This is a genomic window from Streptomyces sp. NPDC003042 (assembly GCF_053591315.1).
In genome coordinates, this window is the sequence record NZ_JBSFTP010000015.1 from 25,960 (window position 1) to 52,904 (window position 26,945).

Annotated in this window: 23 protein-coding genes; 13 read left to right on the forward strand and 10 right to left on the reverse strand. The window is 71.8% G+C overall.

All coding sequences use genetic code 11. The features are described 5' to 3' along the window. Positions 1-29: 29 nt before the first annotated feature. From ACWDYJ_RS11230 to ACWDYJ_RS11245, 4 genes are all read right to left on the reverse strand, one after another. A complete protein-coding gene (locus ACWDYJ_RS11230) occupies positions 30-1,493 on the reverse strand; it encodes an NCS2 family permease (RefSeq protein ID WP_451565244.1) in 1,464 nt (487 codons plus the stop codon). Between the two features lie 348 nt (positions 1,494-1,841). Next, positions 1,842-4,247: a xanthine dehydrogenase subunit D gene (gene pucD / locus ACWDYJ_RS11235; protein ID WP_451565245.1), complete on the reverse strand. Its 2,406-nt coding sequence runs from the start codon at positions 4,245-4,247 to the stop codon at positions 1,842-1,844. Between the two features lie 2 nt (positions 4,248-4,249). Then, positions 4,250-4,858, reverse strand: a complete 609-nt coding sequence (locus tag ACWDYJ_RS11240; RefSeq protein ID WP_031151496.1) for a (2Fe-2S)-binding protein — start codon at positions 4,856-4,858, stop codon at positions 4,250-4,252. Between the two features lie 2 nt (positions 4,859-4,860). Further along, positions 4,861-5,757 carry an FAD binding domain-containing protein gene (locus tag ACWDYJ_RS11245; protein WP_451565246.1) on the reverse strand — a complete coding sequence of 299 codons (897 nt, stop codon included), beginning with the start codon at positions 5,755-5,757 and terminating at the stop codon, positions 4,861-4,863. A 254-nt stretch (positions 5,758-6,011) separates the two neighbouring features. Here ACWDYJ_RS11245 and ACWDYJ_RS11250 point away from each other — a divergent pair, with 254 nt between their 5' ends. After that, the gene (locus tag ACWDYJ_RS11250; RefSeq protein WP_451565247.1) at positions 6,012-7,691 is read left to right on the forward strand and encodes a PucR family transcriptional regulator; all 1,680 of its coding nucleotides are present in this window, start codon (positions 6,012-6,014) and stop codon (positions 7,689-7,691) included. A gap of 153 nt (positions 7,692-7,844) precedes the next feature. Beyond that, positions 7,845-8,621 (forward strand): hypothetical protein, encoded by a 777-nt coding sequence (locus ACWDYJ_RS11255; RefSeq protein ID WP_451565248.1) that lies wholly within the window; start codon positions 7,845-7,847, stop codon positions 8,619-8,621. A 169-nt stretch (positions 8,622-8,790) separates the two neighbouring features. On the opposite strand, the gene ACWDYJ_RS11260 is transcribed toward ACWDYJ_RS11255, so the two are convergent. Continuing rightward, positions 8,791-9,555: a GntR family transcriptional regulator gene (locus tag ACWDYJ_RS11260; RefSeq protein WP_451565311.1), complete on the reverse strand. Its 765-nt coding sequence runs from the start codon at positions 9,553-9,555 to the stop codon at positions 8,791-8,793. 63 nt (positions 9,556-9,618) lie between these two features. On the opposite strand from ACWDYJ_RS11260, the gene ACWDYJ_RS11265 reads away from it, so the two are divergent. Next, complete coding sequence (locus ACWDYJ_RS11265; protein ID WP_451565249.1) at positions 9,619-10,494, forward strand: (2Fe-2S)-binding protein; 876 nt, start codon at positions 9,619-9,621, stop codon at positions 10,492-10,494. A gap of 191 nt (positions 10,495-10,685) precedes the next feature. Beyond that, a complete protein-coding gene (locus tag ACWDYJ_RS11270) occupies positions 10,686-11,744 on the forward strand; it encodes a DUF2637 domain-containing protein (protein WP_451565250.1) in 1,059 nt (352 codons plus the stop codon). A gap of 63 nt (positions 11,745-11,807) precedes the next feature. Here ACWDYJ_RS11270 and ACWDYJ_RS11275 read toward each other — a convergent pair whose 3' ends face one another. Further along, positions 11,808-12,245, reverse strand: a complete 438-nt coding sequence (locus ACWDYJ_RS11275) for an ATP-binding protein (protein ID WP_451565251.1) — start codon at positions 12,243-12,245, stop codon at positions 11,808-11,810. 561 nt (positions 12,246-12,806) lie between these two features. Continuing rightward, a complete protein-coding gene (locus ACWDYJ_RS11280; RefSeq protein ID WP_451565252.1) occupies positions 12,807-14,129 on the reverse strand; it encodes a protein phosphatase 2C domain-containing protein in 1,323 nt (440 codons plus the stop codon). 531 nt (positions 14,130-14,660) lie between these two features. On the opposite strand from ACWDYJ_RS11280, the gene ACWDYJ_RS11285 reads away from it, so the two are divergent. Both ACWDYJ_RS11285 and ACWDYJ_RS11290 read left to right on the forward strand, forming a co-directional pair. Continuing rightward, the gene (locus ACWDYJ_RS11285) at positions 14,661-15,638 is read left to right on the forward strand and encodes a helix-turn-helix domain-containing protein (RefSeq protein WP_451565253.1); all 978 of its coding nucleotides are present in this window, start codon (positions 14,661-14,663) and stop codon (positions 15,636-15,638) included. Between the two features lie 24 nt (positions 15,639-15,662). Next, entirely contained in the window at positions 15,663-16,151 is a 489-nt protein-coding gene (locus ACWDYJ_RS11290; RefSeq protein ID WP_451565254.1) for a DUF456 domain-containing protein, read from the forward strand. A gap of 45 nt (positions 16,152-16,196) precedes the next feature. Here the strand turns inward: ACWDYJ_RS11290 and ACWDYJ_RS11295 are convergent, their stop codons facing one another. The 3 genes from ACWDYJ_RS11295 to ACWDYJ_RS11305 form a co-directional block, all read right to left on the reverse strand. Then, complete coding sequence (locus ACWDYJ_RS11295; protein WP_451565255.1) at positions 16,197-17,318, reverse strand: amidinotransferase; 1,122 nt, start codon at positions 17,316-17,318, stop codon at positions 16,197-16,199. A gap of 292 nt (positions 17,319-17,610) precedes the next feature. Then, on the reverse strand, positions 17,611-18,699 hold the full coding sequence (gene rsgA / locus ACWDYJ_RS11300) for a ribosome small subunit-dependent GTPase A (RefSeq protein ID WP_451565256.1): 1,089 nt from the start codon (positions 18,697-18,699) through the stop codon (positions 17,611-17,613). A 263-nt stretch (positions 18,700-18,962) separates the two neighbouring features. Then, positions 18,963-20,084, reverse strand: a complete 1,122-nt coding sequence (locus ACWDYJ_RS11305; RefSeq protein WP_451565257.1) for a YihY/virulence factor BrkB family protein — start codon at positions 20,082-20,084, stop codon at positions 18,963-18,965. 17 nt (positions 20,085-20,101) lie between these two features. Between ACWDYJ_RS11305 and ACWDYJ_RS11310 the strand changes: the two genes are divergently transcribed. From ACWDYJ_RS11310 to ACWDYJ_RS11340, 7 genes are all read left to right on the forward strand, one after another. Continuing rightward, positions 20,102-21,745: an acyl-CoA dehydrogenase family protein gene (locus tag ACWDYJ_RS11310; RefSeq protein WP_451565258.1), complete on the forward strand. Its 1,644-nt coding sequence runs from the start codon at positions 20,102-20,104 to the stop codon at positions 21,743-21,745. A gap of 339 nt (positions 21,746-22,084) precedes the next feature. After that, positions 22,085-23,356, forward strand: coding sequence for a GAF domain-containing protein (locus ACWDYJ_RS11315; RefSeq protein ID WP_451565312.1), 1,272 nt, complete (start codon positions 22,085-22,087; stop codon positions 23,354-23,356). Positions 23,357-23,361: 5 nt separating this feature from the next. Continuing rightward, positions 23,362-23,925 carry a GNAT family N-acetyltransferase gene (locus tag ACWDYJ_RS11320; RefSeq protein WP_451565259.1) on the forward strand — a complete coding sequence of 188 codons (564 nt, stop codon included), beginning with the start codon at positions 23,362-23,364 and terminating at the stop codon, positions 23,923-23,925. A gap of 131 nt (positions 23,926-24,056) precedes the next feature. Then, positions 24,057-24,140: a putative leader peptide gene (locus tag ACWDYJ_RS11325; RefSeq protein ID WP_312847410.1), complete on the forward strand. Its 84-nt coding sequence runs from the start codon at positions 24,057-24,059 to the stop codon at positions 24,138-24,140. Positions 24,141-24,349: 209 nt separating this feature from the next. Further along, positions 24,350-26,056 (forward strand): nitrite/sulfite reductase, encoded by a 1,707-nt coding sequence (locus ACWDYJ_RS11330; protein WP_451565260.1) that lies wholly within the window; start codon positions 24,350-24,352, stop codon positions 26,054-26,056. Further along, positions 26,053-26,232: a hypothetical protein gene (locus ACWDYJ_RS11335; RefSeq protein WP_451565261.1), complete on the forward strand. Its 180-nt coding sequence runs from the start codon at positions 26,053-26,055 to the stop codon at positions 26,230-26,232. The genes ACWDYJ_RS11330 and ACWDYJ_RS11335 overlap by 4 nt, the downstream gene beginning before the upstream one ends. After that, positions 26,229-26,930: a phosphoadenylyl-sulfate reductase gene (locus tag ACWDYJ_RS11340; protein ID WP_451565262.1), complete on the forward strand. Its 702-nt coding sequence runs from the start codon at positions 26,229-26,231 to the stop codon at positions 26,928-26,930. Before ACWDYJ_RS11335 ends, ACWDYJ_RS11340 begins: the two co-directional genes overlap by 4 nt. Positions 26,931-26,945: the final 15 nt, after the last annotated feature.

Below are 26,945 nucleotides of genomic sequence, written 5' to 3' on the forward strand. Positions count from 1 at the left end.
GGAGGGTCAGGTACGGATCACTGCCGGGCCTAGCTGACGCCCAGCCATCCCTCGATGGGGTGGAGCGCGAAGAAGACCACGAAGATCCCGGTCAGCGCCCACATGAAGGCCCCGATCTCGCGGGCCTTGCCCTGCGCGACCTTGATGGCCACGTAGGAGATGACTCCGGCGGCGACGCCGGCGGTGATCGAGTAGGTGAACGGCATGATCACGACGGTCAGGAAGACCGGGATCGCGGTCGCGCTGTCGGCCCAGTCCACGTGGCGGGCGTTCTGCATCATCATCGCGCCGATGACGACCAGGGCCGCGGAGGCGACCTCACCCGGGACGATCTGCGTGATCGGGGTGAAGAAGAGGCAGGCGGCGAAGAACAGACCGGTCACTACGGAGGCGAGGCCTGTGCGGGCACCCTCACCGACGCCGGTCGCGGACTCGACGAACACGGTCTGGCCGGAGCCGCCCGCGACGCCACCGATGGCGCCACCGGCGCCGTCGATGAAGAGCGCCTTGGACAGGCCCGGCATGCGGCCCTTGTCGTCGGCGAGCTTGGCCTCGGTGCCGACGCCGATGATGGTGGCCATCGCGTCGAAGAAGCCGGCGAGCACGAGGGTGAAGACGATCATGCCGACCGTCATGTAGCCGACGTCGCCCCAGCCACCGAACGAGACGTCGCCGAAGAGCGAGAAGTCGGGCATCGAGACCGCGGAGCCGCTGAGCTCCGGCGGGCCGCTCTTCCAGGCCTTCGGGTCCACGTTCGCGACGAAGTTGACGATCGCGGCGATGACGGTTCCACCGGCGATGCCGATCAGGATCGCGCCGGGAATCTTGCGGGCCTGGAGCATGAAGATGCCGACCAGGGTGATGCAGAAGATCAGAACGGGCCAGCCGGCGAGCTCACCGACGGCGCCGAGCTGGACCGGCGGGCCGAACTCAGGACCCCTGCCGACGAAGCCGGCCTTCACGAGGCCGATGAGGGCGACGAACAAGCCGATGCCCATGGTGATCGCGTGCTTGAGCGCGAGGGGAATCGCGTTCATGATCATCTCGCGGAGGCCGGTGACGACCAGGAGACAGATCACGACACCGTAGACCACACACATGCCCATGGCCTGCGGCCAGGTCATCTGGGGGGCGACCTGCGAAGCCAGCACACCGGACACGGAGAGACCGGCGGCGAGGGCGAGCGGGACCTTGCCGACGAAGCCCATGAGGAGCGTCGTGACGGCAGCGGCGAACGCGGTGGCGGTGATGATCGCCGAGGCGGCCATCGTCTTGCCGTCGCTGTCCGCGCCGGAGAGGAGCAGGGGGTTGAGAAGGAGGATGTACGCCATGGCCATGAAGGTCGTGATACCGCCACGAACTTCGTTGCCGACGTTGGATCCTCTGTGGGTTATGTGAAAGTACCGGTCGAGCCAAGAACGCCCGGCGGGGTTCAGAGTGCCGTCGCCGGCCTCTTCCGCGGTGGTCTTGGGCTCCACAGACGACTGGGTCATGGTGCCTAACTCCCAAGGTTCAAAGGGGCACCCGCTTGGGGATTGGAGACGCGGGATTTGGGATGCTGCGTTTGGCTGCACGACCCGGGGTGACGGCCCGAGGCGACGCGAATGCTTCTGCGTGTACTGCGGGTACTGCGGGGTTACCGGTACCGCTGGCACTGCTGGTGTTCTGCAGTGGTACTGCAGGGGTGCTGCACGGGTACTGCTGGTGGTGCGGACCGCGAGCGGTGCGGTACTTGGTGCTCCGGGCGGTGCGACTGGAAGTGTGACGTTCCCGTGTCACACCGCCCGGAAATCTGTGGGGTGGTGGGGTCGGGGGCCTCGCGGCCCCCGGACCACGCCGTCCTAGAGGGTGCCGGTGAGGGCTTCCGGACGGATCGGCGTCTTGTTGAGCTCCAGACCCGTCGCCTGCCGGATCGCCGCGAGGACGGCCGGGGTGGACGAGAGGGTCGGGGCCTCGCCCATACCGCGAAGGCCGTACGGCGCCTTCGGGTCGGCGAGCTCCAGGACGTCGACCGGGATGGTCGGGGTGTCGAGGATGGTCGGGATCAGGTAGTCCGTGAAGGAGGGGTTCTTCACCTTCGCGGTCTTCGGGTCCACGATGATCTCTTCCATGATCGCCACGCCGAGGCCCTGGGTGGTGCCACCCTGGATCTGGCCGACCACGGAGAGCATGTTCAGCGCCTTGCCGACGTCCTGAGCGGTGGCGAGCTCCACGACCTTGACCAGGCCCAGCTCGGTGTCCACCTCGACCACCGCGCGGTGCGCGGCGAACGTGTACTGGACGTGACCGTCGCCCTGGCCGGTGACCAGGTCGAACGCGACGGTCGGACGGTGACGGAACTCGAGCTCGAGGTCGATCGCGTCCTCGCCCTCCAGGATGTCCGCCAGGTCCGCGAGGACCTCGCCGCCGTCGGTGACGACCTTGCCGCCTTCGAGCAGCAGCTCGGCGGTCGCCCACGCCGGGTGGTAGGAGCCGTTCTTGCGGCGCCCGATCTCCAGGACGGCCTCGCGGACGGCCTCACAGGTGTTCTTCACCGCGCCACCGGTCATGTACGTCTGCCGCGAGGCGGACGTGGAACCGGCGGAGCCGACCTGGGTGTCGGCCGGGTGGATGGTCACCTGCGTGACACCCAGCTCGGTACGGGCGATCTGCGCGTGGACGGTGACACCGCCCTGGCCGACCTCCGCCATGGCCGTGTGGACCATCGCGACGGGCTCGCCGTTGATGACCTCGAGCCGCACGCGGGCGGTCGAGTAGTCGTCGAAGCCCTCGGAGAAGCCGACGTTCTTGATGCCGACCGCGTAGCCGACGCCGCGGACGACGCCCTCACCGTGGGTGGTGTTGGACAGGCCGCCGGGCAGTGCGCGCACGTCCGCGCCCTCGCCGGCGGTCTCCCACTGGCGCTCCGGCGGCAGCGGGCGCGCCTTGACCCGGCGCAGCAGCTCGGCGACGGGCGCCGGGGAGTCCACGACCTGGCCGGTGGGCATGATCGTGCCCATCTCCATGGCGTTCAGCTGGCGGAACTCGACCGGGTCCATGCCCAGCTTCGCCGCGAGCTTGTCCATCTGGGCCTCGTACGCGAAGCAGGCCTGGACGGCGCCGAAGCCGCGCATCGCGCCGCAGGGCGGGTTGTTCGTGTAGAGCGCGATCGCCTCGATGTCGACGTCCTCGAGGACGTACGGGCCGACCGAGAGGGAGGAGGCGTTGCCGACGACGGCCGGGGAGGCCGAGGCGTAGGCACCGCCGTCCAGGACGATCTTGCACTTCATGTGCGTGAGCTTGCCGTCCTTGGTGGCGCCGTGCTCGTAGTAGAGCTTCGCCGGGTGACGGTGCACGTGACCGAAGAAGGACTCGAAGCGGTTGTAGACGATCTTGACCGGCTTGCCCGTGGCCAGCGCCAGGAGGCAGGCGTGGATCTGCATCGAGATGTCCTCGCGACCACCGAAGGCACCGCCGACGCCGGAGAGCGTCATGCGCACCTTCTCCTCGGGGAGACCGAGGACGGGGGCGATCTGCTTGAGGTCCGAGTGCAGCCACTGGGTGGCGACGTAGAGGTCGACACCGCCGTCCTCGGAGGGCACGGCCAGACCGGACTCCGGGCCGAGGAAGGCCTGGTCCTGCATGCCGAAGGTGTACTCGCCCTCGACGATGACGTCGGCGCGCTTGCGGGCCTCTTCCACGTTGCCGCGGATGATCGGCTGGCGGTGCACGATGTTCGGGTGCGGGACGTGACCGATGTGGTGGTCGTCGCGGCCCTCGTGGATCAGCGGCGCGTCCTCGGCGAGGGCGGAGGCCTCGTCCGTGACGAGCGGCAGCTCCCGGTAGTCGATCTTGATCTTGGCGGCCGCGCGGCGGGCGGTCTCCGGGTGGTCGGCGGCCACGAGGGCGACCGGCTCACCGTGGTGGCGTACTCGGCCGTTGGCGAGAACCGGGGTGTCCTGGATCTCCAGGCCGTAGTTCTTCATCTCGGCCGGCAGGTCGTCGTACGTCAGCACCGAGTAGACGCCGGGCATCGCGAGCGCCTCGGAGATGTCGATGGAGACGATCTCGGCGTGGGCGACGGTGCTGCGCAGCGTCTGGCCCCACAGCATGTCCTCGTGCCACATGTCCGAGGAGTACGCGAACTCACCGGTGACCTTGAGGGTGCCGTCGGGGCGCAGCGTGGACTCGCCGATGCCGCCCTTGGTGTGCTTCTGGGTGACGTTGGTGGGCGTACCCGCCGGAGCGGTGCGCGTGTTCTGCGCCATGGTCAGACCGCCTCTCCCTGACGGGCGGCCGCGAGGCGGACCGCGTCGAGGATCTTCTCGTAGCCCGTGCAGCGGCAGAGGTTGCCGGACAGGGCCTCACGGATGTCCTGGTCGGACGGGGAGGAGTTCTCTTCCAGCAGCGCGTCGGCCTGGACCAGCAGACCCGGGGTGCAGAAACCGCACTGCACGGCGCCGGCGTCGATGAACGCCTGCTGGATGTTGGAGAGCTCCACGCCCTCGCCGGTCTGGGAGTCCCCAGGCTTGGCCTGCCACTGCTTGGCCGCGTCCAGGGAGACGCCGCCCTTGCTGCCGCAGCCGCCGCCGGTGCCGCAGGCACCGCCGTGGCCGTGCTCGTCGCGCTGCTTGGCGAACTCCGCCAGGCCCTCGACGGTCACGACGTCGCGACCCTCGACCTGGCCGGCGGCCACCAGACAGGAACAGACCGGCACGCCGTCGAGACGGACGGTGCAGGAACCGCACTCGCCCTGCTCGCACGCGTTCTTCGAGCCCGGCAGGCCCAGGCGCTCACGCAGGACGTAGAGGAGGGATTCGCCCTCCCACACGTCGTCGGCTTCCTGCTGACGACCGTTGACAGTGAAATTGACGCGCATGCTTACGCAGCCCCTTCAAGCGAGCGGCCGTTGTCGGTGCCGCGGTACTGCTCCCAGGTCCAGACGAGCTGGCGGCGAGCCATGATTCCGACGGCGTGACGGCGGTACTTCGCCGTGCCGCGGACGTCGTCGATCGGGTTGGCCGCGCCGGAGGCGAGGTCACCGAACTGCTTGGCGATCGACGGGGTGATGACCTTGCCGGACTCCCAGAAGCCGCCCTCTTCGAGCGCGGCGTTCAGGAACTCCTCGGCGGCCTTCGCCCGGATCGGGGTCGGCGCGGCCGATCCGATACCGGTGCGGACCGTGCGGGTCTCGGGGTGCAGGGCCAGGCCGAAGGCGCACACGGCGATGACCATCGCGTTGCGCGAACCGACCTTGGAGTACTGCTGGGGCCCGTCCGCCTTCTTGATGTGGACGGTCTTGATGAGCTCGTCGGCCGCCAGCGCGTTGCGCTTGACGCCCGTGTAGAACTCGTCGATCGGGATCAGGCGCGAGCCGCGTACGGACTCCACCTCGACCTCGGCGCCCGCCGCGAGCAGCGCCGGGTGGGAGTCACCGGCCGGCGAGGCGCAACCGAGGTTGCCGCCGACGCCGCCGCGGTTACGGATCTGGGGGGACGCGACCGTGTGCGAGGCGAGCGCGAGTCCCGGAAGCTCCGTGCGGAGGTTCTCCATGATCTGCGTGTACGGGACGGAGGCGCCCAGACGGACCACGTCCTCGCCGACCTCCCACTCCCGCAGCAGACCGATGCGGTTCAGGTCCAGGAGGTACTCCGGCCGACGGTGGTCGAAGTTGATCTCGACCATCACATCGGTGCCACCCGCAATCGGCACAGCTGTGGGGAACTCGGCCTTAGCGGCGAGCGCCTCCTCCCAGCTGGCGGGGCGAAGGAAGTCCATGTGCGGCTCTCTTCTACTTAATCGAGTAGTTCACTTCAAGCCAGGAGGCCCAAAGGCCCTCGACTGGTCGTTCATGTGCTGTTAACGCGGTGTGGAGTCAGTACACAAGCCGCGCGTCCCCCGGGTGCAGTCACCGAAACCATGAAGGAGTTGGCTGGCGGCCTCCCTCGTCTTGTAGATTCGTATGAAAGGCAGGATGCAACGACCTGCCCGATTTCCAACGGCAACATTCGAGACAGATCGGCGGCGACATCATGCGGCTGCGCGCACTGCTGGAAACCGAGGCGCTGGGGCTGCGGCTGCTGGGCGGCGAGGACGAACTCGACCGGACGGTCCGCGGGGTCATGACGACCGACCTGCGCGATCCCAGCCGATACCTCTCCGGGGGCGAGCTCGTCCTCACTGGACTGGCCTGGAGGCGAAATTCAGCCGACTCCGAGCCGTTCGTACGAATCCTCGCGAGCGCGGGCGTCGCGGGCCTGGCGGCCGGCGAGGCGGAGCTGGGAGACATCCCGGACGATCTCGTATCAGCCTGTCGGCGCAACCGGCTGCCGCTGTTCGCTGTGAACGAAGACGTTGCATTCGCCACCATCACGGAGTACGTGGTGAGGCAGGTCTCCGGCGAGCGGGCCGGCGATCTCGCGGCCGTCGTGGACCGCCACCGCCGCCTCATGACCTCCGGTCCGGCGGGCGGCGGCCCCGATGTCGTCCTGGATCTGCTCACCACGGACCTCGATCTGCGGGCCTGGGTGCTCTCACCCACCGGCCGGCAGATCGCCGGGGCGGGCGAGCCGCTGGCCCCGGGCATCTGCTCGGCGCTGGCCGCCGAACACCTCGCGGCGGTCCGGACGGGTCGCAGGGGGCCGCACCGGATGTCCATCCAGGGTATGACGTACTCCCTCTTCCCGATCAGGGGACACGGCCGCGGCGCCGCCGGACCGGCCGCGCGTGACGTGCGCGAGAGCGTGCTGTCGGACTGGCTGCTGGCCGTCGAGGCGGACGCCGGTGACTGGCCCGCCGAGCGGCTGGACCTGCTCCAGGGCGTCACCCAGCTGATCGCGGTCGAGCGCGACCGCCGCGACGCGGCCCGTACGGTGCGCCGCAGGCTGGCCCAGGAGGTGCTGGAGCTGGTCCAGACGGGCGCCGCGCCCGCCGAGATCGCGGCCCGCCTGCGGGTGGCGGCCCCGGTGCTGCTGCCGGGGGTGGGCGGCGCCCCGCACTGGCAGGTCGTGGTGGCGCGGGTGGACTGGGAAGGCGGGGACATCCCCGGCGGCCCGGTGGCCCAGTCGCTGCTGGAGGAGATCCTCGTCGACCCGTCGATGGCGGGGCCCGAGCCGTCCGACCGGATCGCGGTGGCCCATGCGGGTGACGAGGCCATCGCCCTCGTCCCGCTGCCCGCCCTCTCGGGGGAGGCCGGGGAGGACAAGGGCCCCGAATCCGCGCTGCACGCCGACGAGCTGCTCGCGGCCGTACGGGACCCCCTGGCGGCCGGTCTGGCCGACGACGGGCGGATCACCCTCGGCGTCAGCGCGGCCGTGCACTCCGCCGAGGGGCTGCGCGGGGCGCTGGAGGAGGCCCGGCACGCCCGCCGGGTCGCGGCGGCCCGGCCGGGCCGGGTCTGCGCGGCGGGCCACCACGAGCTCGCCTCGCACGTGCTGCTGCTGCCCTTCGTGCCGGACGACGTCCGCCGCGCCTTCACGGCCCGGTTGCTGGACCCGCTGCGGGACTACGACCGGCGCCACCGGGCGGAACTCATTCCGACGCTGGAGGCGTTCTTGGACTGCGACGGTTCGTGGACCCGGTGCGCGACGCGGCTGCACCTGCACGTCAACACGCTGCGCTACCGGGTCGGGCGAATCGAGCAGTTGACGGCGCGGGACCTGTCCCGGCTGGAGGACAAGCTCGACTTCTTCCTGGCGCTGCGGATGAGCTGAGGGCGGGCCGAGGAAAGGGCGCGCCCCCGCTGACGCGTCGTCCGGACTTTGTGAAAGAGTTCACCCGACCCCTTGGCCGATGCGGCAGATCCGTGCTCTCATTTCGCCCCAGGGCTCAACGACGTGCTGCTTGGTTGCTTCGGGGAGGGCAATGTGGCGGAAACCGCCATGTCCGGTGCGGGATCAACGGGGGGCGACGACCCCCTCCAGCGGGCGATATGGCGGCTGCGCTCGCGCGGCTGTTGGACCGACGCGGCGGCCCTGCTGACGCCGCACGCACAGAACGCCGGGGCCGCGGTGCAGCGCACCGCGCTGCTGGTGGAACGGTGTCTGTTCACCGGCCAGGGGTGGGCCGAGGCGGAGGACGCGCTCCGGGTCTCCGAGGCGGTGGCCCGGGACGACGACGAGCGGGGCGCGGCCGCGTGCGAGCGCGGCCAACTGGCTTACGCCGCCACCGTGCTGGGCGTACGCGACCGGGCGGACGAGGCCCGCTCGGCGCTGGCCCGGGCGGCGGCGCTGCTGTCGCTGGGGTCGCGGACCCGCCCGCTGCTGGACTTCCGCCGGGGGCTGGTCGCCGAACACCTGTCGGACGCCCCGCAGGCGGCCCTCCCCGCGTACCGCCGCGCCCACGCGGGGGCGGAGGCCCACGGGGACACCCTGCTGCTGTCGTTCACGTGGCGGCACCTGGCCGCGCTGTCGCTGCGCGACGGCGAGGTGGCCGAGGCCCGCAAGGGCTTCGCGGAATCCTTGCGGATCCGCGAGGAACTGGGCTTCCTGGTCGGCACGGCCCCCGCCCTGGCGGCCCTGGCCGAGGCCGAACCGGAGCCCGAGGCCGCCCGTCTACGCGCGGAGGCCCGCCGCCTCTTCCACCTCCTGGGCGGCATCCCCACCTGGCTGGCGGACCAACTCCAACCCGCCCCGGCCACCTGACCCCGCGGGGCTCCACCGGATCACCGCCGGCCAACCCGGCCCCGCCGGCCAACCCAGCCCCGCCAGGGGGTGTCCCCGGACGGAGTCCAGGGGGGGGTTTGAGGCGCGGGGTCCGGGGCGGAGCCCCCGGGAACGGCACCGCACGCCCGGCACCACCGAGACCCGGAGGTCAGAGCGCGGAGCCCGCGAAGTGCTCTCGTACGAGTGACTCCACCACCGGGAGATCCCGTTCGATGAGGGCATCCAGCAGCGCCGAGTGCTCCGCCGCGTCGGCGACGAGATCAGCCCGGCGGACTCGGGGGGCACCCGGCAGCGGCCACTGGGCCCGACGGTGGAGTTCCTCCGCGATCCGCACCAGCTGGCCGTTGTCCGCCAGGGACAGCACCGCGCGGTGGAAGGCCCGGTCCGCCTCCGCGTACCCCGGCAGGTCACCGGCCGCGGCCGCCTCCGCCGTGGCGAGGGCGGCCGGGCGCAGGGATTCCCACGTCGCGGCCGGTACGGCCCCGGCCAGCCGGAGCATCACCGGCACTTCGAGCAGGGCCCGTACCTCCGCCAGTTCCGCCAGCGCCCGCGGGGTACGGCTCAGTACCCGGAAGCCCCGGTTGGGCAGGCATTCCACCGCCCCCTCCAGCGCCAGCTGCTGCATCGCCTCGCGCACGGGCGTCGCGGAGACGCCGAAGCGCTCGCCGAGCGCGGGGCCGGAGTAGATCTCCCCCGGTACCAGCTCGCCGTCCACGAGGGCCGCGCGCAGCGCTTCGAGGATCTGCCCGCGCACGGAGTGGCGCAGTACCTTCTGTGCCGGAATCGTGGGCTTCGCCGCTTCCCGCGCTTCCCCGGCTCCCCGGGTGTGGGCCGCTTCGTGCACTCGGTCCTCCTCCAGGTCTCGACCGGTTCCGAGAATAGGTGAAGCCGCGCGGGGCGTGAGGATACAGATCCCGGAAGATCGGGTAAGGTAAGGCTAACCTTCGCCCACGATCGCTTGATTCGGTGGTCCGTCATGACCGGCACGGCTGTTGACGTCCCGCTCCCGCCCGCATCCGCACCGGCCGGCTCTCCGGTGGCGGACGCGTACGCGCGGCTGACGGCGGCCCATCCCGGCCTTCGGGTCGGTGAGCGCGACGCGCACGAACCCCTCCCTCGCGGTGTGGGATGGGTCGGCGCGGACGAGCTCGCGGCGGGTGGGGAGGCGCTGGACGCCTACCTCGCCTGGGATCACGCCCAGGTGCTGCGCGACTACGGGCAGCAGGCGCGGCCCGACGTGGTGGCCGGATTCGGCCTGCACCGGTACACGTGGCCGGCCTGTCTGCTGATCACCGTCCCGTGGTTCCTGGACCGCCGCGTACCCCGGCTGTCCCCGGAAGAGGTGGCCTTCCACCGGACGCGGGGACGGATGTCCGTGCGGGTAGGGAGCTTCGCGTGCCTGCCGGACGATCCGGCGGCGGCCCTGCCCGGGGCGCGGGTCGTGCCCGACGAGGAGGCGTTGCGCGAGGAGGTGCGGGCAGCGGTGTCCCAGCACCTCGGACCGCTGCTGGAAGGTTTCGGCCCGCGGATGCGGCGCGGCCGCCGCGCCCTGTGGGCGATGGTCACCGACGACGTCGTCGAGGGGCTCTGGTACATCGGGAGCCTGCTGGGCGAGGAGCAGCGGGCGACGCGCGAGCTGGAGCTGCTGCTGCCGGGTTCGATCGCCCCGTACACCGGCGGCGCGGGTTTCCGTACGCTCTCCGGCCCCCGCGGCGAGGAGCTGACGACCCGCGACCGGGCCGGCTGCTGCTTCTTCTACACGATCCGCCCCGAGGACACCTGCGCGACCTGCCCGCGCACCTGCGACGCGGACCGCGTCGCCCGCCTCACGGCGGCGGCCACCGCCGACTGAAGCCACCCGCAGGAGTGAAGCAAATTCGTACACGACTCGGGCCGTCCGTGCGGTAGTTCGAACCACAACACCCTATCCGACGGGCCTCGCCCCCCGTTGGCGTCCACTTGCCCCGAAACCCGCGTGGCGGGCGGACCGGCTGCGCCACTATGGCGCCCGGAAAGCCGCATACGCGAGGCAAGGGACACCGCATGAGACTGACCGACATATCGCTGGACTGGCTGCTGCCCGGCAGCCTGTTGATCCTGGGCGTTCTTGCGGCAGTGGCGGTACTGGCCCGGGGCAAGCGGGAGGGCGAGAAGGCCGCGGCCGAGGACAGCTGGGAGCGCAGCGAGGAGCGGCGGCGGCGCAAGGAAGCCGTCTACGGGACCGCCTCGTACGTGTTGCTCTTCTGCTGCGCGGCGGTGGCCGCGGCGCTCTCCTTCCACGGACTGGTCGGCTTCGGCCGGCAGAACCTGAACCTCTCCGGGGGCTGGGAGTACCTGGTCCCCTTCGGCCTCGACGGCGCGGCGATGTTCTGCTCGGTGCTGGCCGTACGCGAGGCCAGCCACGGTGACGCCGCCCTCGGCTCGCGCATGCTGGTCTGGCTGTTCGCGGGCGCGGCGGCCTGGTTCAACTGGGTGCACGCGCCGCGCGGCCTCGGCCACGACGGCGCTCCGCAGTTCTTCGCCGGGATGTCGCTCTCGGCGGCCGTGCTCTTCGACCGCGCGCTCAAGCAGACCCGCAGGGCGGCGCTGCGCGAACAGGGCCTGATTCCGCGGCCGTTGCCGCAGATCCGGATGGTCCGCTGGCTGCGGGCGCCCCGGGAGACCTTCGGCGCGTGGTCGCTCATGCTGCTGGAGGGGGTGCGCACCCTCGACGAGGCCGTGGACGAGGTGCGCGAGGACAAGAAGGAGAAGGAGCAGGACCGGCACCGCCGGCGGGAGCAACACCGCCTGGACCGTGCGCACATCAGAGCACTGGGCCGGCAGAACCGGGCGTTCGGGCGAGCCCGTGCCCGCCAGGTCGACATGCCGGGGCTGCCCCCGGGGCAGGGCTCCGCGCCGGTCGGCGCGGAGCCGGCCATATCGGAAACGGGACAGCTGCCCCTGCGCCGCCGGCCCTCCCTGCAGGCCGTGAACGGAACGGAATCGATTGACCTGTCCGGCCCCCGGACGGTGGATCTCACCGCCGAGGACGACACGCAGACCATCCCCCGGCTCGACTCACTGGAGCGCAAACTGAAGGACCTGGAACAGCAGTTCGGCTGAGCCGGACCCGCGACTCCCGCGGCCGCGAGGCGTTCACCGCCCCGCGGCCGCGCCGTCACGCGCTCAGGCCGGTCCTCCCGAGTCCAGTTCGAACCAGACCACCTTGCCCGTCCCCAGCGCCAGGGCGTCCACGCCCCAGGCGTCCGCGAGGGCCTGCACCAGGCCCAGCCCCCGTCCGTGCGTACCGTTGTCGGCGGACGGTACGTACGGCCGGGGGCGGCGAGCGGTGTAGTCGCGGACCTCGACCCGTAATCGGGTGGCGGCGAGGCTCGCGGACACTTCGGCGCCCTGTTCGGTGTGTACGAGGGCGTTGGTGACGAGTTCGGTGATCAGCAGTTCCGCGATGTCGGCGGTCTCGGCGCGACACCGGTGGCGCAGCAACTCCCGTACGGCGCGCCGGATCTCGCCCACCGCCTTCAGGTCGGCCCGGCGCACGCTCCGCCGGATCTCCAGCGCACCCACGGCGCTCTGCCCGCCCCCGACGGACGGTTCACGCGGCACGGGCCGCCCTCTCTTCCACAACTTCCCGGACTTCGCCCCCACCCGCACGGCGATGTACCTCCCCGCGTTCCTTCTGCTCGAACTGGTCTACGGATGCATGCCCCCCGGGGCAATCCGCACTCCTGCGGCCTTGTCGACGGCGCCGATCGGGAAGGCCGGATCGAGCCAACCGGACCACCGGGTCCACCCCGCCGTCCGGCACGACCGCGCTGTCGGACCGTACGAAACCGGTCACCCTTCCGGTGCCGGGCTTCGGCGGATTCACCAGGGCGGGAGGCGCGTTCACCTCGTCTGCCGTGGTCGGCGCCTCGTCGCGGAGGTTCGCCGTACCGCATGAAGGCAGGCCGGAAACCGCTACGGCTCGCACGACCGTGGCACGGGGCCGGTCGGTGAAGAGGTGCACTTCGACGGGTGGGCCGTACTGCACCGAGGGGAGGGAATCTCCCCCCGGCATCGAGAACCGCCGACGCCCGGCACCGCCACCACTTGACGGCCCCAGCCGGTGAACTGTGCGCCGTACCGTCACCGTTGCATCGTCGTTGCGTCGTCGTGGCGTTGCCCTTACGCCTCCCAGACCGCGGCGGCCGTACGGTCGTCCGCGTACCCCTTGAGGCGGAGCTGGGTGTCCGCGAGGAAGGCCGCCAGGCCGGGCGGGTCACCCGCCGACCAGCGGGCGGCGAGCTCCGCCGGGAGCAGCCCCTCCTCGCGCATCGGGTCCGCGAGGCCGCCGGAACACAGCAGCAGGGTGTCGCCCGCGCGGGCCACGGACGCGCGGAACCTGAAGCCGCCTCCCTCTGCCGGGGCAGCGGCGGGCTCGGCCGGTTCCAGGTCCTGCCACCGGCCCGAGCGGAGCCGGAACACCCCGCCCGCACCCGCGCCGAAGCACACCCGGTGGGGACAGTGGGGGTCCAGGGGCAGCAGCAGCCCGCGCAACCCGGCCGTGTACGACTCCTCCGCGAGGCCCAGTTCGGCGGCGCGGGCCCGCAGCTTCCCGTAGCCGCGGTCGGTGAGCCGCTGGAGCCCCGAGCGTAGGGCCTCGCGCCGGCCGGCCAGGATGTCGTCGGCCAGCCGCTCCCGGCTGCGCCCGACGGCCGCCGCGACGGAGTGGCACAGCTCGGCGGCGGCCTCCCGTGCCCCGGGGGCGGCCCGGTCCCCGCCGGCCAGGACCACCAGGACCAGGGCGTCCTCGCCGCTGCCGAAGCGGGCGGTGAGCAGGAAGTCCCGGCGGGCTTCGCCCCGGTAGCGGGCGGAGTCCCCGCGCAGGGAGGCGGCGCGCAAGGTGTAGCTGCCGTAGCGGGCCCCCTCCAGGACGGTGTCGGGAGTCAGGGCGTCGAGTGCCGCGGGGTCCGCGGCGGGGAGCGCTCCCGGCTCGGCGGCGTAGGTGGGGGCGCGGTCGCCGAGGTGCCGGACCGCGGGGCGGTCGGGAGGGGCGGGCGGCTGCGGCTGCGACTGCGACTGCGGTTCGGCGGGGGATGCGGGGACAGGGGCGGGGGCGGGGGCGGGGCCGGGCGGTGATGCCGGGCGCCAGGTGGGCGGTTCGGATCCGGCGGCCGGATCGGGCGGCCCTGGCCGCGTGTCCGGCCGGGGTTCGACGACCGGCTCGGCCGGGACCGTCACCCGTCCCTGCGCGTAGCCCGTCTCCCCCGCCAGCCGGGGATCCCGAGGCACCGGCGGCACAGGGGGCGGCGACGGTTCGGCGGCGCGGCGGGGCCCCGGGAGGAGCGGCTCCGCCGCCGGCTCCGCCGCGGGCGTGTCCGGCTCGGTCACCACCCCCGCCGCCGTGCGAAAGCGCTGGTCCAGCGTGTCCGCCGGATCAGGATCCGACCCCGCGTCCGGGTCCTCGTAGAGCTTCTGCCACCAGTCCTGCGCGCCCTGCTGACTCATGCCCTCATTCTCGGCCTCCGGCACGGGCGGAAAACGCCGAATGCGGGAAAAGGGTCCACCGGGCCGCCGCCCGGTGGACCCTCCCCCCGCAACCCGAACTGATCAGCGGACGTCGTACGCCCGGGTGATCGTCCGGGTGACCGTGGCGCCGTTCGCGTCGGCCAGTTCGACCGGCCGACTTCAGCGCGCCGGGTGTGTGGCCCGCGTGGCCGGTGACGCCCAGCCGATCCCGTGCGCCGGAGCCGCCCACGGTGGAGATGGTGTGAGTGCGGTGGCCCTGGCGGTCGGCGTCGGTGGCGGAGTCGGTGAAGTTCTCGGAGGAGGGGACGCGTCCCTTGAGGTCCGGGTGGTCGAGGTCGGTACCGGTGTCGAGGACGGCCACCTCGGCGGCGGCGCCGTCGAGGCCCGCGGCCCAGGCGGCGGTGGCGTCAGCTTGGCAGAGAGGCGGGAGGTGCGGCGATGATGTCCGCGGCGGGTTTGCGCCGTGGCCGCTTCCCGCCAGGCGCTGTACTGAGAGGGCGGGTGGTCGGGTTGCTGGGTGCGATAGGCCTGGACGAAGGTCAGGAGTCGGCGTATCGCGCGCTGGTGGCGCTGGGAGCGGCGGAGGTGCCCGACCTGGCGCACCGCTTGACGCTGCCGGTGCCCCAGACCGAGCGGGCACTGCGGCACCTGGAGCGGCACGGGCTGGCGGCTCAGTCCTCGGCGCGGCCGGGCCGGTGGGTGGCCGCGCCGCCCGGCGTGGCGCTGGGCGCCCTTCTCACCCAGCAGCGGCACGAGCTGGAGCAGGCGGAGCTGGCGGCGGCGCTGCTGGCGCAGGAGTACCGGGCGGAGGCGTCCGAACCGGCGGTGCACGATCTGGTGGAGGTGGTGACGGGCGCGAGGGCGGTGGCGCACCGCTTCCACCAGCTCCAGCTGGGCGCGGTGGAGGAGGTGTGCGCGCTGGTGACCGGCAGGCCGCAGGTGGTGGCGGGGACGGAGAACGAGGCCGAGGAACGGGCGGCCGTGCGCGGTGTCGCGTACCGGGTGGTGATCGAGCGGGACGTGCTAGCCCTGCCGAACGGGATCCGGGAGGCGTCGACGGCGCTGGCGCGCGGGGAGCGGATCCGGGCGACGGGCGAGGTGCCGACGAAGCTGATGATCGCGGACGGCACGCTGGCGATGGTCCCGCTGACGGCGCGCGGGGCGGAGCCGGCGGCGCTGGTGGTGCACGCGTCGGGGCTGCTGGAGTCGCTGCGTGGCCTGTTCGAGGCGGTGTGGCGGGAGTCGGTGCCGCTGCGGCTGGGCGCGACGGGCTGCGCGGAGGAGGGGGACGGCGGTCCGGACACCACGGACCTGGAGATCCTCTCGCTCCTGCTGGCGGGGATGACGGACGCGAGCGTGGCGAAGCACCTGGAGCTGGGGCTGCGGACGGTGCAGCGCCGGGTGAAGGGGCTGATGGAGCTGTCCGGGGTGACGACCCGCCTCCAGCTCGGCTGGCACGCGTACGAACGGGGCTGGGTGGCCCGATAGCCCCTGGTCCGTCAGGCTGGGCAGATGGACCTGCCTCAGCTGTTCCTTGTGGGGCTGGTCCTGCTGTTCGGGGTGCTCGGGGTGCTGGTCCCCGGTGTTCCGGGGACCTGGCTGGTCTGGGCCGGGCTGCTGTGGTGGGCGCTGCGGGAGCGGTCCTCGGAGGCCTGGGCGCTGCTCGTGGCGGCGACAGCGCTGTTGCTGGTGGTGCAGGTGGTGAAGTGGCTGCTGCCACCGCGGCGGCTGCGGGGCGTGGTGGGGGTCAGCGCCAGAACAGCGGTGTACGCGGGCGCGGGAGCGGTACTGGGCTTCGTGCTGGTACCGGTGCTGGGTGCGGTCCCGGGCTTCGTCGGCGGCATCTACCTGTGCGAACGCCGCCGGCTGGGCACGCACGGCGAGGCGAGCGCCTCGGTCCGCACGGTGATGCGGGCGGTGGGGACGAGCGTGCTGGTGGAGCTGTTCGCGTGCCTCCTCGTGACCGGAGCCTGGCTTGGCGTGCTCCTGGCGGGGGCCTGACGGACCGGGGGGTGTCCGGCGGATCAGCCCCACGCCGCGGACCGGTCAGTCGACATACGATTCGAGCGTGCCGCGACGCCGGATGTCGAGCGTCGCGCAGTGGAACGATCCGCCGAACGGCGCGTAGTGCAGCAGGTCGCACGGGATCGGCTCGAAGCCCCATTGTTCGAGCGCGCGCAGCATGCCGGTGTGGTGCCGCTCCGCGATCACTCGTTTTTCGTCGATCATGAGGACGTTCAAGCTGAGCCACTTGCCGCACATCGAGGTGATCTTGAGCAGGCGCTCGTCGATCGGGTCGGGCTCGGGGGCGATCAGGATGTCCCACGAGCTGAGGGCGTCGGGCAGGTGGTCGATGTCGACGTATTCGGGATTGACCAGCACTTTTCCGGGCCCGAGCACGAGGAACGTCGTGTCGATGTGCATCGGCGTGCGGCAGCGGCTCGCGATCTCGTGGATCCGATAGCCGGTTCCGAGATGGCGGCGCAACCAGTCGATGCCCATGTGATTGGTGACATTGCTCCGTGTGACGAACAAGTCGCGTCCCGCGCGCACGAAATCCGCCGCGTCGAACACCGGCTCGAACTCGGTGAGGATGTAGCGCATGGGCTCGCTCGCCCCGGGGATACGGAAGTCCGCCTCGAACAGCGCGTCAGTGAGCTGCGGCTTCGGTGCCGCCGTCCAGCGCGCGCCGCGCCGGAAGTAGTCCTTGAGGAGCGCGCGGTAGGAGTGGGTCTCGAAATAACGGCACGGCCACGCCATCGGGGTCTCGATGATCTCGTCGCCGATCACGAGCATGCTGTCGCGCGGACAGGTGTTGCAAAAACCGCGCGACGACCAGTCCGGGGTGGTGAAGCGCTGCTTGTGGTCGACCGCGTCCGGGCGCCTGACCGTGATGTCGAGGGACTCCAGGAGAGTGATGAACTGATCGAGTTCCTGCTGCGCCCGCTCGATCAGCATGCGCGGATATTTGAAGCCGGCGGCAAGCCCCTGCAATCGCGCCGCCCACGGCGGGATGTTGCAGGCCACGACCGGATGGTCGGAGGGGATCGTCGCGCCGTCGAGACGCCCGACGATGATCTCCTCCAGCGGGTCCCACTCGTTGTGTGAATTGACCGGCGAAACGAGAGGTTCCACAGCATCGTTGCCGGTACTCGGCACTACCGCCATGCTTCCACCGCTTTCGCTCGCAGAAGTCAGTAACTCACTACCTCCCCCACGTTACCCACGGTGAGCGCGAGTCTGCCTGCCCGGGGACTGACGCGGGCGGCCGTGGTGCCCGCGAGGCCGAGCCGGCCGGGAGGCGGGCCCGCACGGCCCCCCATCGCCCCGGAGGTGATCCGCCGTCCACCCCGACCGCGTTCACGCGTGGGGGCTGGACGGGTGACGGGCGGGGCGGAGCGCAGTCAGCCCCGTCCCGCCCCGGCCACCCCGCCCCGGCCCCGCTTGGCGCCCGCCGGGGTCAGGCCCGGCCGGTGCGCTTCGCCGCGTAGTTGGCGCGCCCCTGGGCGGACTTCAGGCGCCAGTCCCGGCGGAGCTCGGAGCGCAGCCGCGCGTCGGTCTTCGCCACGATCCGCTGGTTCTCGCGCAGCAGCTTGCGGTAGCTCTCCAGGCGCCGCTCCGCCAGCGCGCCGGACTCCATCGCCTCCAGCACCGCGCAGCCCGGCTCCGCCTCGTGCGCGCAGTCGTGGAAGCGGCACCGGGCGGCGTACTCCTCGATTTCCGCGAAGACCTGCCCGACGCCCGCCTGCGCGTCGAAGAGTCCGACGCCGCGCAGCCCGGGGGTGTCGATCAGGACGCCACCGCCCGGCAGGGCCAGCAGGTTGCGGGTGGTCGTGGTGTGGCGGCCCTTGCCGTCCACGTCGCGGATCTCCTGGACCTCCATGACGTCCGTGCCGAGCAGCGCGTTCGCCAGGGTGGACTTGCCCGCGCCGGAGACGCCCAGGAGCACGCTCGTACCGTCGGCGACGATCGCGCCGAGCACGTCCGTGCCCTCGCCCGTGAGGGAGGAGACGGTCAGGACCTGGACGCCCGGGGCGGCGGTCTCCACGTCCTGGACGAGGTAGCCGAGGGCGACGGGGTCCGGGACCAGGTCCGCCTTCGTCAGGACGACCAGCGGCTGCGCGCCGGACTCCCAGGCCAGGGCGAGGAAGCGCTCGATGCGGCCGAGGTCCGGCTCCACGGCGAGCGAGACGGCGATGATCGCGTGGTCGACGTTCGCGGCGAGGATCTGTCCCTCGGAGCGCTGCGAGGAGGTGGACCGTACGAAGGCGGTCCGGCGCGGCAGGTACGCCTTGACGTACCGCGGGTTTCCGGCCGCCTCGACGGCGGCCCAGTCACCGGTGCAGATGACCCGGAGCGGGTCGTGCGGGGTGACGAAGGCCGTGTCGGCGCGGACGAGGCCGACCGCGGTCATGACATCGCACTGGCCGCGGTCCACCCGTACGACCCGGCCGGGGAGGAGTCCCTGCGCGGCGTACGGAGCGAACTCGGCCGCCCACGCGTCGTCCCAGCCGAAGGTGGTGAGAGAGGTGAGAGAAGAGAGAGACAAGGGGAGCCCTTCACAGGGTGGCCCCGGCAGTACGCGTCGCTCGGCGGCGCGCGAAGAGGTGAGAGGTCAGCCGGAGACCACGGAGGTGAGATTGATGGTCATCTGAGTGCGGGCAACGCCCTGCGCGGTGACAGTCATCAACGAACTCACCTCCGGATCATGCACATGCTGAAGGTTCCGCACCGGTCGGCGGGAACTGATCCACCGTAACAAGCTCCTTTACGGCCACGCCAGTTCTTTTCCGCGTCGCGGGCCGGGGCGCGCTAGGGCTGGTGCTTGCGCAGCCGCGAGGAGTAGTCCTCGGGCGGGAGGAACTTCGACCAGCGTTCGGGGAACTCCGAGGGGATCCCCGCGTCCTCGTCGTCCTCGGACTCCCCCTCGGCCATGGCCCGCCAGGCGGCGGCCCGTGCGACCAGTTGGGCGGCCTCCGCCTCGCGGGCCCGCTCGTTCGCCTCGCGCGCCGCGGCCGTGGCCACGGACGGCCAGACGCGATCGATCGCCGCGTTGACTGCCGCGCCCACGAGGACGGCGAAGGCCGAGATGCCGATCCACAGCAGCACCGCCACCGGCGCGGCGAGCGACCCGTAGATGGTCGGCCCCTCCACGGTGTTGGTCAGGTAGATCCGCAGCAGGAACGAGCCCACCACCCACATGCCCAGGGCCACGAGCGCCCCCGGCACGTCCTCGATCCACGGCGACCGCACGGGGACGGACACGTGGTAGAGGGTCGTCAGGAAGGCGATGGAGAGCAGGGTGACGGTCGGCCAGTACAGGACGGCGATCACCTCCGTGCCCCAGGGCACCAGCCGCACCACAGCGTCCGGGCCGACGACCATCAGCGGCAGCACGATCGCGCCGATCAGCAGCGCGATGATGTAGAGCAGGAACGCCAGCAGCCGGGTCTTGACGATCCCCCGGTGCCCGTCGAGCCCGTACATCACGGTGATGGTGTCGATGAAGACGTTGACCGCCCGCGACCCCGACCACAGGGCGAAGGCGAAACCGAGCGAGATCAGGTCGGGGCGGCCGCGCCCGGTGACGTCGTCCAGCAGGGGTCTGGCGATCTCGTTGACGCCCCGGTCGGAGAGGATGGTGCCGGCCGCGCCCAGGATGTTCTCCTCGATGCTCTCGACCGTCCGGGTGTCCGTCCAGCCGTCGACGTAGCCGAGGAGGCCGAGCAGGCCGAGGAAGAGCGGGGGCAGGGAGAGTAGCGTGAAGAAGGCCGCCTCGGCCGCGAGCCCGAGGATGCGGTACTCGATGCACGAATTGACGGTGTCCTTCAGCAGCAGCCAGCCCATCTTGCGCTTCGAGACGTTGCGGTAGATGGAGCGGGCCCGGTGAAGCCGTCCTGGGATCCGCTCGGGTGTTTCTTTTGCTGGCTGCACGTCCTTACGGTATCCGCATGGCAGCCACCACCCACACAGTCAACAACCAGCCCCCGCCCCTCGTGGGCTACGACGTCTACGGCGGCGACCGCGCCCTCACCGAGGGGGTCGAACGGCATCTGGGCTCGGCTGATCCCGAACTCCTCGGTGAGGTACGGGAGGAGCTCACCCGCATCGGGCGCTCGGCGGGCTCGGCCCAGGCGCAGGAATGGGGTACGCAGGCGAACGAGAATCCGCCCAGGCTGCGGACGCACGACCGGTACGGGAACCGGATCGACGAGGTGGAGTTCCACCCGGCCTGGCACCGGCTCCTCGGGAAGGCCGTGACCTCCGGGCTGACCGACGCCTGGGGGCGGCCGGCCGGGCATCTGCGCCGCGCCGCCGGGTTCTTCGTGTGGTCGCAGGCCGAGTCGGGGCACGGCTGTCCGGTGTCGATGACGCACGCGGCGGTGCCCGCGCTGCGCACGGATCCGGAGCTGGCCGCCGAGTGGGAGCCGCGGCTGACCTCGCACGTCTACGAGGAGGGGCTGCGGCCGGCCGCGGAGAAGGCCGGGGTGCTGTTCGGGATGGGGATGACGGAGAAGCAGGGGGGCAGCGACGTACGGGCGAACACGACGTCGGCGGTTCCTCTGGACGCCTCCGGCGAGTACCTGCTGACCGGGCACAAGTGGTTCTGCTCGGCGCCGATGTGCGACGGGTTCCTGGTGCTGGCGCAGGCACCGGGCGGGTTGACCTGCTTCCTGGTGCCGCGGGTGCTGCCGGACGGGACGCGCAACGTGTTCGCGATCCAGCGGCTGAAGGACAAGCTGGGGAACCGGTCGAACGCGTCGAGCGAGGTCGAGTTCGACGGGACGTGGGCGCGCCGGGTGGGCGAGGAGGGGCGGGGGGTGCGGACCATCATCGAGATGGTCGCGGCGACCCGGCTGGACTGTGTCATCGGCTCGGCCTCGCTGATGCGCCAGGCCCTGACGCAGGCCGTGCACCACGCGGAGCACCGCTCCGCTTTCGGAGCGCCGCTCATCGACCAGCCGCTGATGCGCAACGTGCTCGCCGATCTCGCCCTGGAGTCGGAGGCGGCGACGGTGCTCACCCTGCGCCTCGCAGCCGCCTACGACGCGGGTACGGACCAGGAGAAGGCCTTCCTGCGCCTCGCGGTGCCCGCCGCGAAGTACTGGGTGACCAAGCGGTGTACGCCGATGGTGGCCGAGGCCCTGGAGTGTCTGGGCGGCAACGGCTACGTCGAGGAGTCCGGGCTGCCGCGCCTGCTGCGCGAGTCCCCGCTCAACTCCATCTGGGAAGGTTCGGGCAACGTGCAGGCTCTGGACGTACTGCGGGCGCTCCAGCGCGAGCCGCAGGCGCTGAACGCGTTCCTCCAGGAGGTGGGGCTCGCCCGGGGCGCCGACCACCGGCTGGACGCCGCCATCAAGAACCTGCTGACGGAGCTGGCCGATCTCGACGGGATCGAGGCCCGGGCCCGCCGGGTGGTGGAGCGCATGGCAGTGGTGCTCCAGGGGTCGCTGCTGGTGCGGTGGGCCCCGCCCGAGGTGGCGGACGCGTTCTGCGCATCAAGGCTCGGCGGCGACTGGGGCGCGGCCTTCGGCACGCTTCCGCACAGCCTGGACCTGGCGGGGATCGTGACACGGGCGCGGATCGCGGACTGACAGCGGTCCCCAAACCGCTCAGCACCGTGATCCGGGCCCGTCGAAACCAGATCGGGGGCGGCGCCGCGCCGACTCGGCACCACCCCTGATCCGAGAAGCCCCGAGGAGGAGCTGTCACGCCGCTCGGCGGCGTGCCGATAGTTTCGGTCGGGTGACCGGCGATTGGCGAGAGTTGCGTACCGTTGCAACCCTTCAGGTTCGAAGGTGCCCGCCGCACGTGCCCGGGGAAGGGGACGTGCGCGATCGCGGGCGGCTAGCGCAGTACGTCCTGATCAGCACGGGGAGGTTCCGGTGGCCTACACCGCAGGCGGCGCCGTCGATGTGGCGCGCATCTCGGCCATGGACGCGCGGGAGGCCGCGCGCCTGCTGAAGGGCGTACGGGCGGCCGCGCTGGCAGGGCAGCGCCCTCCGGCGGCGCCGCGCCCGGAGATCGCCGAGTCCTGGCGCCGGATGATGGCCGGCGGGGTCCACCCCGACCGGGACGCCCGCTCGCGGATGCTGTCCGCCGCCGAGACCGAGGAGCGGCGGCAGGTCTCGCCGCTGCGGGAGCTGCTGCCGGTGCTGCGGGAGGGGCTGCTGCCCTCGCTGGACGAGGCCCTGCACATCATGGTCGTCGCCGACGCGGACGGGCGGCTGCTGTGGCGGGAGGGGCACACCTCGATCCTGCGCAAGGCGGACCGGCTGGGTTTCGCGGTGGGCGCCGACTGGGCCGAGGCCGTGGTGGGCACGAACGGGGTCGGCACCGCCCTGGTGGCCCGGCGACCCGTCCAGGTGTTCTCGGCGGAGCACTTCGTCTCCAGCCACCACGACTGGACCTGTGCGGGAGCCCCCGTACGCGATCCCCGGGACGGGCAGTTGCTGGGCGTGGTCGACGTCAGCGGGCCGTTGGCCACCATGCACCCGGCGACCCTGGCGTGGGTCAGCTCCGTGGCCCGCCTCGCGGAACGGGAGCTGCGGATCCGCCACCTGGAGTCCCTGGAGCGGCTGCGGACGGTGGCGGCCCCGCTGCTGGCCCGGCTGCCGGGACGGGCGAGAGCGCTGGCGGTGGACCCGCAGGGCTGGACGGCCGCGGTGACGGGGCTGGCACCCGCCGAGCGCGTCCCGCTGCCGAAGACGCTCGGTCCCGGGCGGCTGTGGATCCCGCAGCTGGGCGACTGCGTGGTGGAGCCCCTGCCCGGCGGCTGGCTCCTGCGCGTCGCGGAATCGTCCGGCGCCGCCGCGCCCGTGAGCCGGGTGGTGCTGGACCTGAGCCGCCCGCGCGCCTGGTCGGCGACGGTGTACGGGGCGGCGGGCAGCTGGTCGCAGGAGCTGAGCCCGCGCCACGCGGAGCTGCTGTTCCTGCTGGCGGAGACCCCGGGCGGCCGCTCGGCGGCCGAGCTCGCCGCGGAACTCTTCGGGGATCCGACGCGCACGGTGACAGTGCGCGCTGAAATGTCACGTGTACGACGACACCTTGCCGGGGTACTGGCCCACCGCCCCTACCGCTTCGCGGAGGACGTCGAGGTCGAGCTCATCCGGCCGCAGGACCCGGCGCGGCTGCTCCCCCACTCCACCGCCCCGGCGGTCGTCCGGGCCCGCCTGGGCCGCACGGGACCCGGCGTGATTCCCTGAAACCCATGAGCACCTTCATCCTCACCACCTGGTCCCTGGAAATGACCTCGCCCGAGGACCTGGTCCCGGCGACCGTCCCGGGCCCCGAGATCCGCGTCGAGCGCGCGGAGGTCCCCTCGCCGGAGTTCAGCCGGTTCCTCTACGCCTCCGTGGGCGGGGACATCCACTGGACGGACCGGCTCTCGCTGACCCGCGCCCAGTGGATGGAGCAGCTGGGCCGGCCGGGCGTGGAGACCTGGGTCGCGTACGACCGGGGCACCCCGGCCGGTTACGTCGAGTTCGATCCGCAGCCGGACGGTGCGGTGGAGATCGTCTACTTCGGGCTGCTCCCCGGCTTCCGGGGCCGCCGCATCGGCGGACACCTCCTGTCGGTCGGCATCGCCCGCGCCTGGGACCTGGCGTCCCGCTGGCCGGAGCGCGAGCCCACCCGCAGGGTCTGGCTCCACACCTGCAGCCAGGACGGCCCGACGGCCATGGACAACTACCTGCGCCGCGGTTTCAAGGTCTTCCGCACGGAGACCGAGGAGAAGCAGGACGCCGCCACCCCCGGCCCCTGGCCCGGCGCGTAGGCACCCCAAGGCTGCGTGGGCAGGCGCCGTATGACGTGACCCCGATCACGCCATCCCAAGATCCGAGACGAGTTCGTCCGCATTCTGGACACTAGTGGACTCCTCCAATCGGTGCATGACACGCTTCCGCCATGAATGGAGCTGGAATTGCCTTGGTGAGTCGGCGGCACGTCGACCTCGGCCGCATGTCCAGCGCCATCTGTCCGGCGCGCTGACGGAACCAGCCACCGCCGCACATCGACGCCGTCCCCGCTGGCGCGGACACGTCGATCCCCCGCAAGCCCCCTGAAGGCGAAGACCGCCCCTGCCTGCCGGCAAACCCGGCACGGGGCGGCATTCAGCCGCACCTGCTCACGTCCAGGGGTCACGCCGCCACTCCCCCCTGCCCCGCATTGAGCCGCCGCCGAAGAAGGACGTATCCGCCATGGCCGCCTCCCCCGAAACGCCCGCAGCCGCCCCCGCAGCCGCCGCGCGCCGCAAGACCGGCCGTCACCGCGGTGAGGGTCAGTGGGCCGTCGGACACCACACGCCCCTCAACGGCAACGAGCAGTTCAAAAAGGACGACGACGGTCTCAATGTGCGGACACGCATTGAGACGATCTACTCCAAGACGGGCTTCGACTCGATCGACCCCAACGACCTGCGCGGCCGGATGCGCTGGTGGGGTCTCTACACCCAGCGCAAGCCCGGGATCGACGGCGGCAAGACCGCGATCCTGGAGCCGGAGGAGCTGGACGACAAGTACTTCATGCTGCGCGTGCGCATCGACGGCGGCCGGCTGACCACCGACCAGCTGCGCGTCATCGGCGAGATCTCCGAGGAGTTCGCCCGCGGCACCGCCGACCTGACCGACCGCCAGAACGTGCAGTACCACTGGATCCGGATCGAGGACGTCCCGGAGATCTGGCGCCGCCTGGAGGCCGTCGGCCTGTCCACCACCGAGGCCTGCGGTGACACGCCCCGCGTCATCCTCGGTTCGCCCGTCGCCGGCATCGCCCGGGACGAGATCATCGACGGCACCCCCGCCATCGACGAGATCTACCGCCGCATCGTCGGCAACCCGGACTTCTCGAACCTGCCCCGCAAGTTCAAGTCCGCGATCTCCGGCTCGCCGCTGCTCGACGTCGCGCACGAGATCAACGACATCGCGTTCGTGGGCGTCAACCACCCCGAGCACGGCCCCGGCTTCGACGTGTGGGTCGGCGGCGGTCTCTCCACCAACCCCAAGCTGGGCGTACGCCTGGGCACCTGGGTCTCGCTGGACGAGGTCCCGGACGTCTACGAGGGCGTCATCTCGATCTTCCGTGACTACGGCTACCGCCGCCTGCGCACCCGCGCCCGCCTGAAGTTCCTCGTCGCGGACTGGGGCCCGGCCAAGTTCCGCCAGGTCCTGGAGGACGAGTACCTGGAGCGGGGGCTCACCGACGGCCCCGCGCCCGAGCAGCCCAGCGGCCAGTGGCGCGACCACGTCGGCGTCCACCAGCAGCAGGACGGCCGCTTCTACGTCGGCTTCGCGCCCCGGGTCGGCCGCGTGGACGGTGCCACCCTCACCAAGATCGCCGATGTCGCCGAGCGGCACGGCTCCGGCCGCCTGCGCACCACCGCCGAGCAGAAGATGATCGTGCTCGACATCGAGGCGGACCAGGTGGACTCGGTCGTCTCCGCCCTGGAGGCGCTGGACCTGCGGGTCAAGCCGTCCCCGTTCCGGCGCGGCACGATGGCCTGCACCGGCATCGAGTTCTGCAAGCTGGCCATCGTCGAGACGAAGGCGCGCGGCGCCTCGCTGATCGACGAGCTGGAGCGCCGCCTGCCCGAGTTCGCCGAGCCGCTCACCATCAACATCAACGGCTGCCCGAACGCCTGCGCCCGTATCCAGGTGGCGGACATCGGTCTCAAGGGTCAGCTGGTCCTGGACGACGACGGCAACCAGGTGGAGGGCTACCAGGTCCACCTGGGCGGCGCCCTCGGCCTGGAGGCCGGCTTCGGCCGCAAGGTCCGCGGCCTCAAGGTCACCTCGGCCGGTCTGCCCGACTACGTCGAGCGGGTCGTCACGCGCTTCCAGGAGCAGCGCGAGGACGGCGAGCGCTTCGCCGCCTGGGTGACCCGTGCCAGCGACGAGAGCCTCTCATGAGCGAGCGCGCCGCACCGTTCTACTGCCCGTACTGCGGCGACGAGGACCTGTTCCCCAACGAGCAGGGCCACGGCGCCTGGGAATGCAGGGCCTGCAATCGAGCCTTCCAGTTGAAGTACCTCGGGCTGCTGGCCCGCGGACTTCAGTCCAACACCACTGGAGGGGAAGAGACATGACGACTGCTCAGGAGACTCACCGCCTCAAAGACGTGGCCGAGCGGGCGGGCCGGGACCTGGAGGACGCCTCCGCGCTGGACATCCTGCGGTGGGCGGCCGACACCTTCGGCAAGAAGTTCGCCGTGACCTCCTCCATGGAGGACGCGGTCGTCGCCCACCTCGCCTCCCGCGCCTTCCCCGGTGTGGACGTGGTGTTCCTGGACACGGGTTACCACTTCGAGGAGACGATCGGCACGCGGGACGCGGTCGAGGCGGTGATGGACGTCAACGTCATCACCCTGACCCCGCGGCAGAGCGTGGCGGAGCAGGACGCCGAGTACGGGCCGAAGCTGCACGACCGTGATCCGGACCTGTGCTGCGCGCTGCGCAAGGTCAGGCCGCTGGAGGAGGGCCTGACCGGGTACGACGCGTGGGCGACGGGGTTGCGCCGTGACGAGTCCCCGACCCGGGCGAACACCCCGGTGGTCGGCTGGGACGAGAAGCGGCGCAAGGTCAAGGTCTCGCCGATCGCGCGCTGGAGCCAGGAGGACGTGGACGCGTACGTCGCCGAGCACGGTGTGCTGACGAACCCGCTGCTGATGGACGGCTACGCCTCGGTCGGCTGCGCGCCGTGCACCCGCCGTGTGGCGCAGGGCGAGGACGCGCGGGCCGGGCGCTGGGCGGGGCGCGGCAAGACCGAGTGCGGACTGCACGGCTGATGACACGGCTGATGG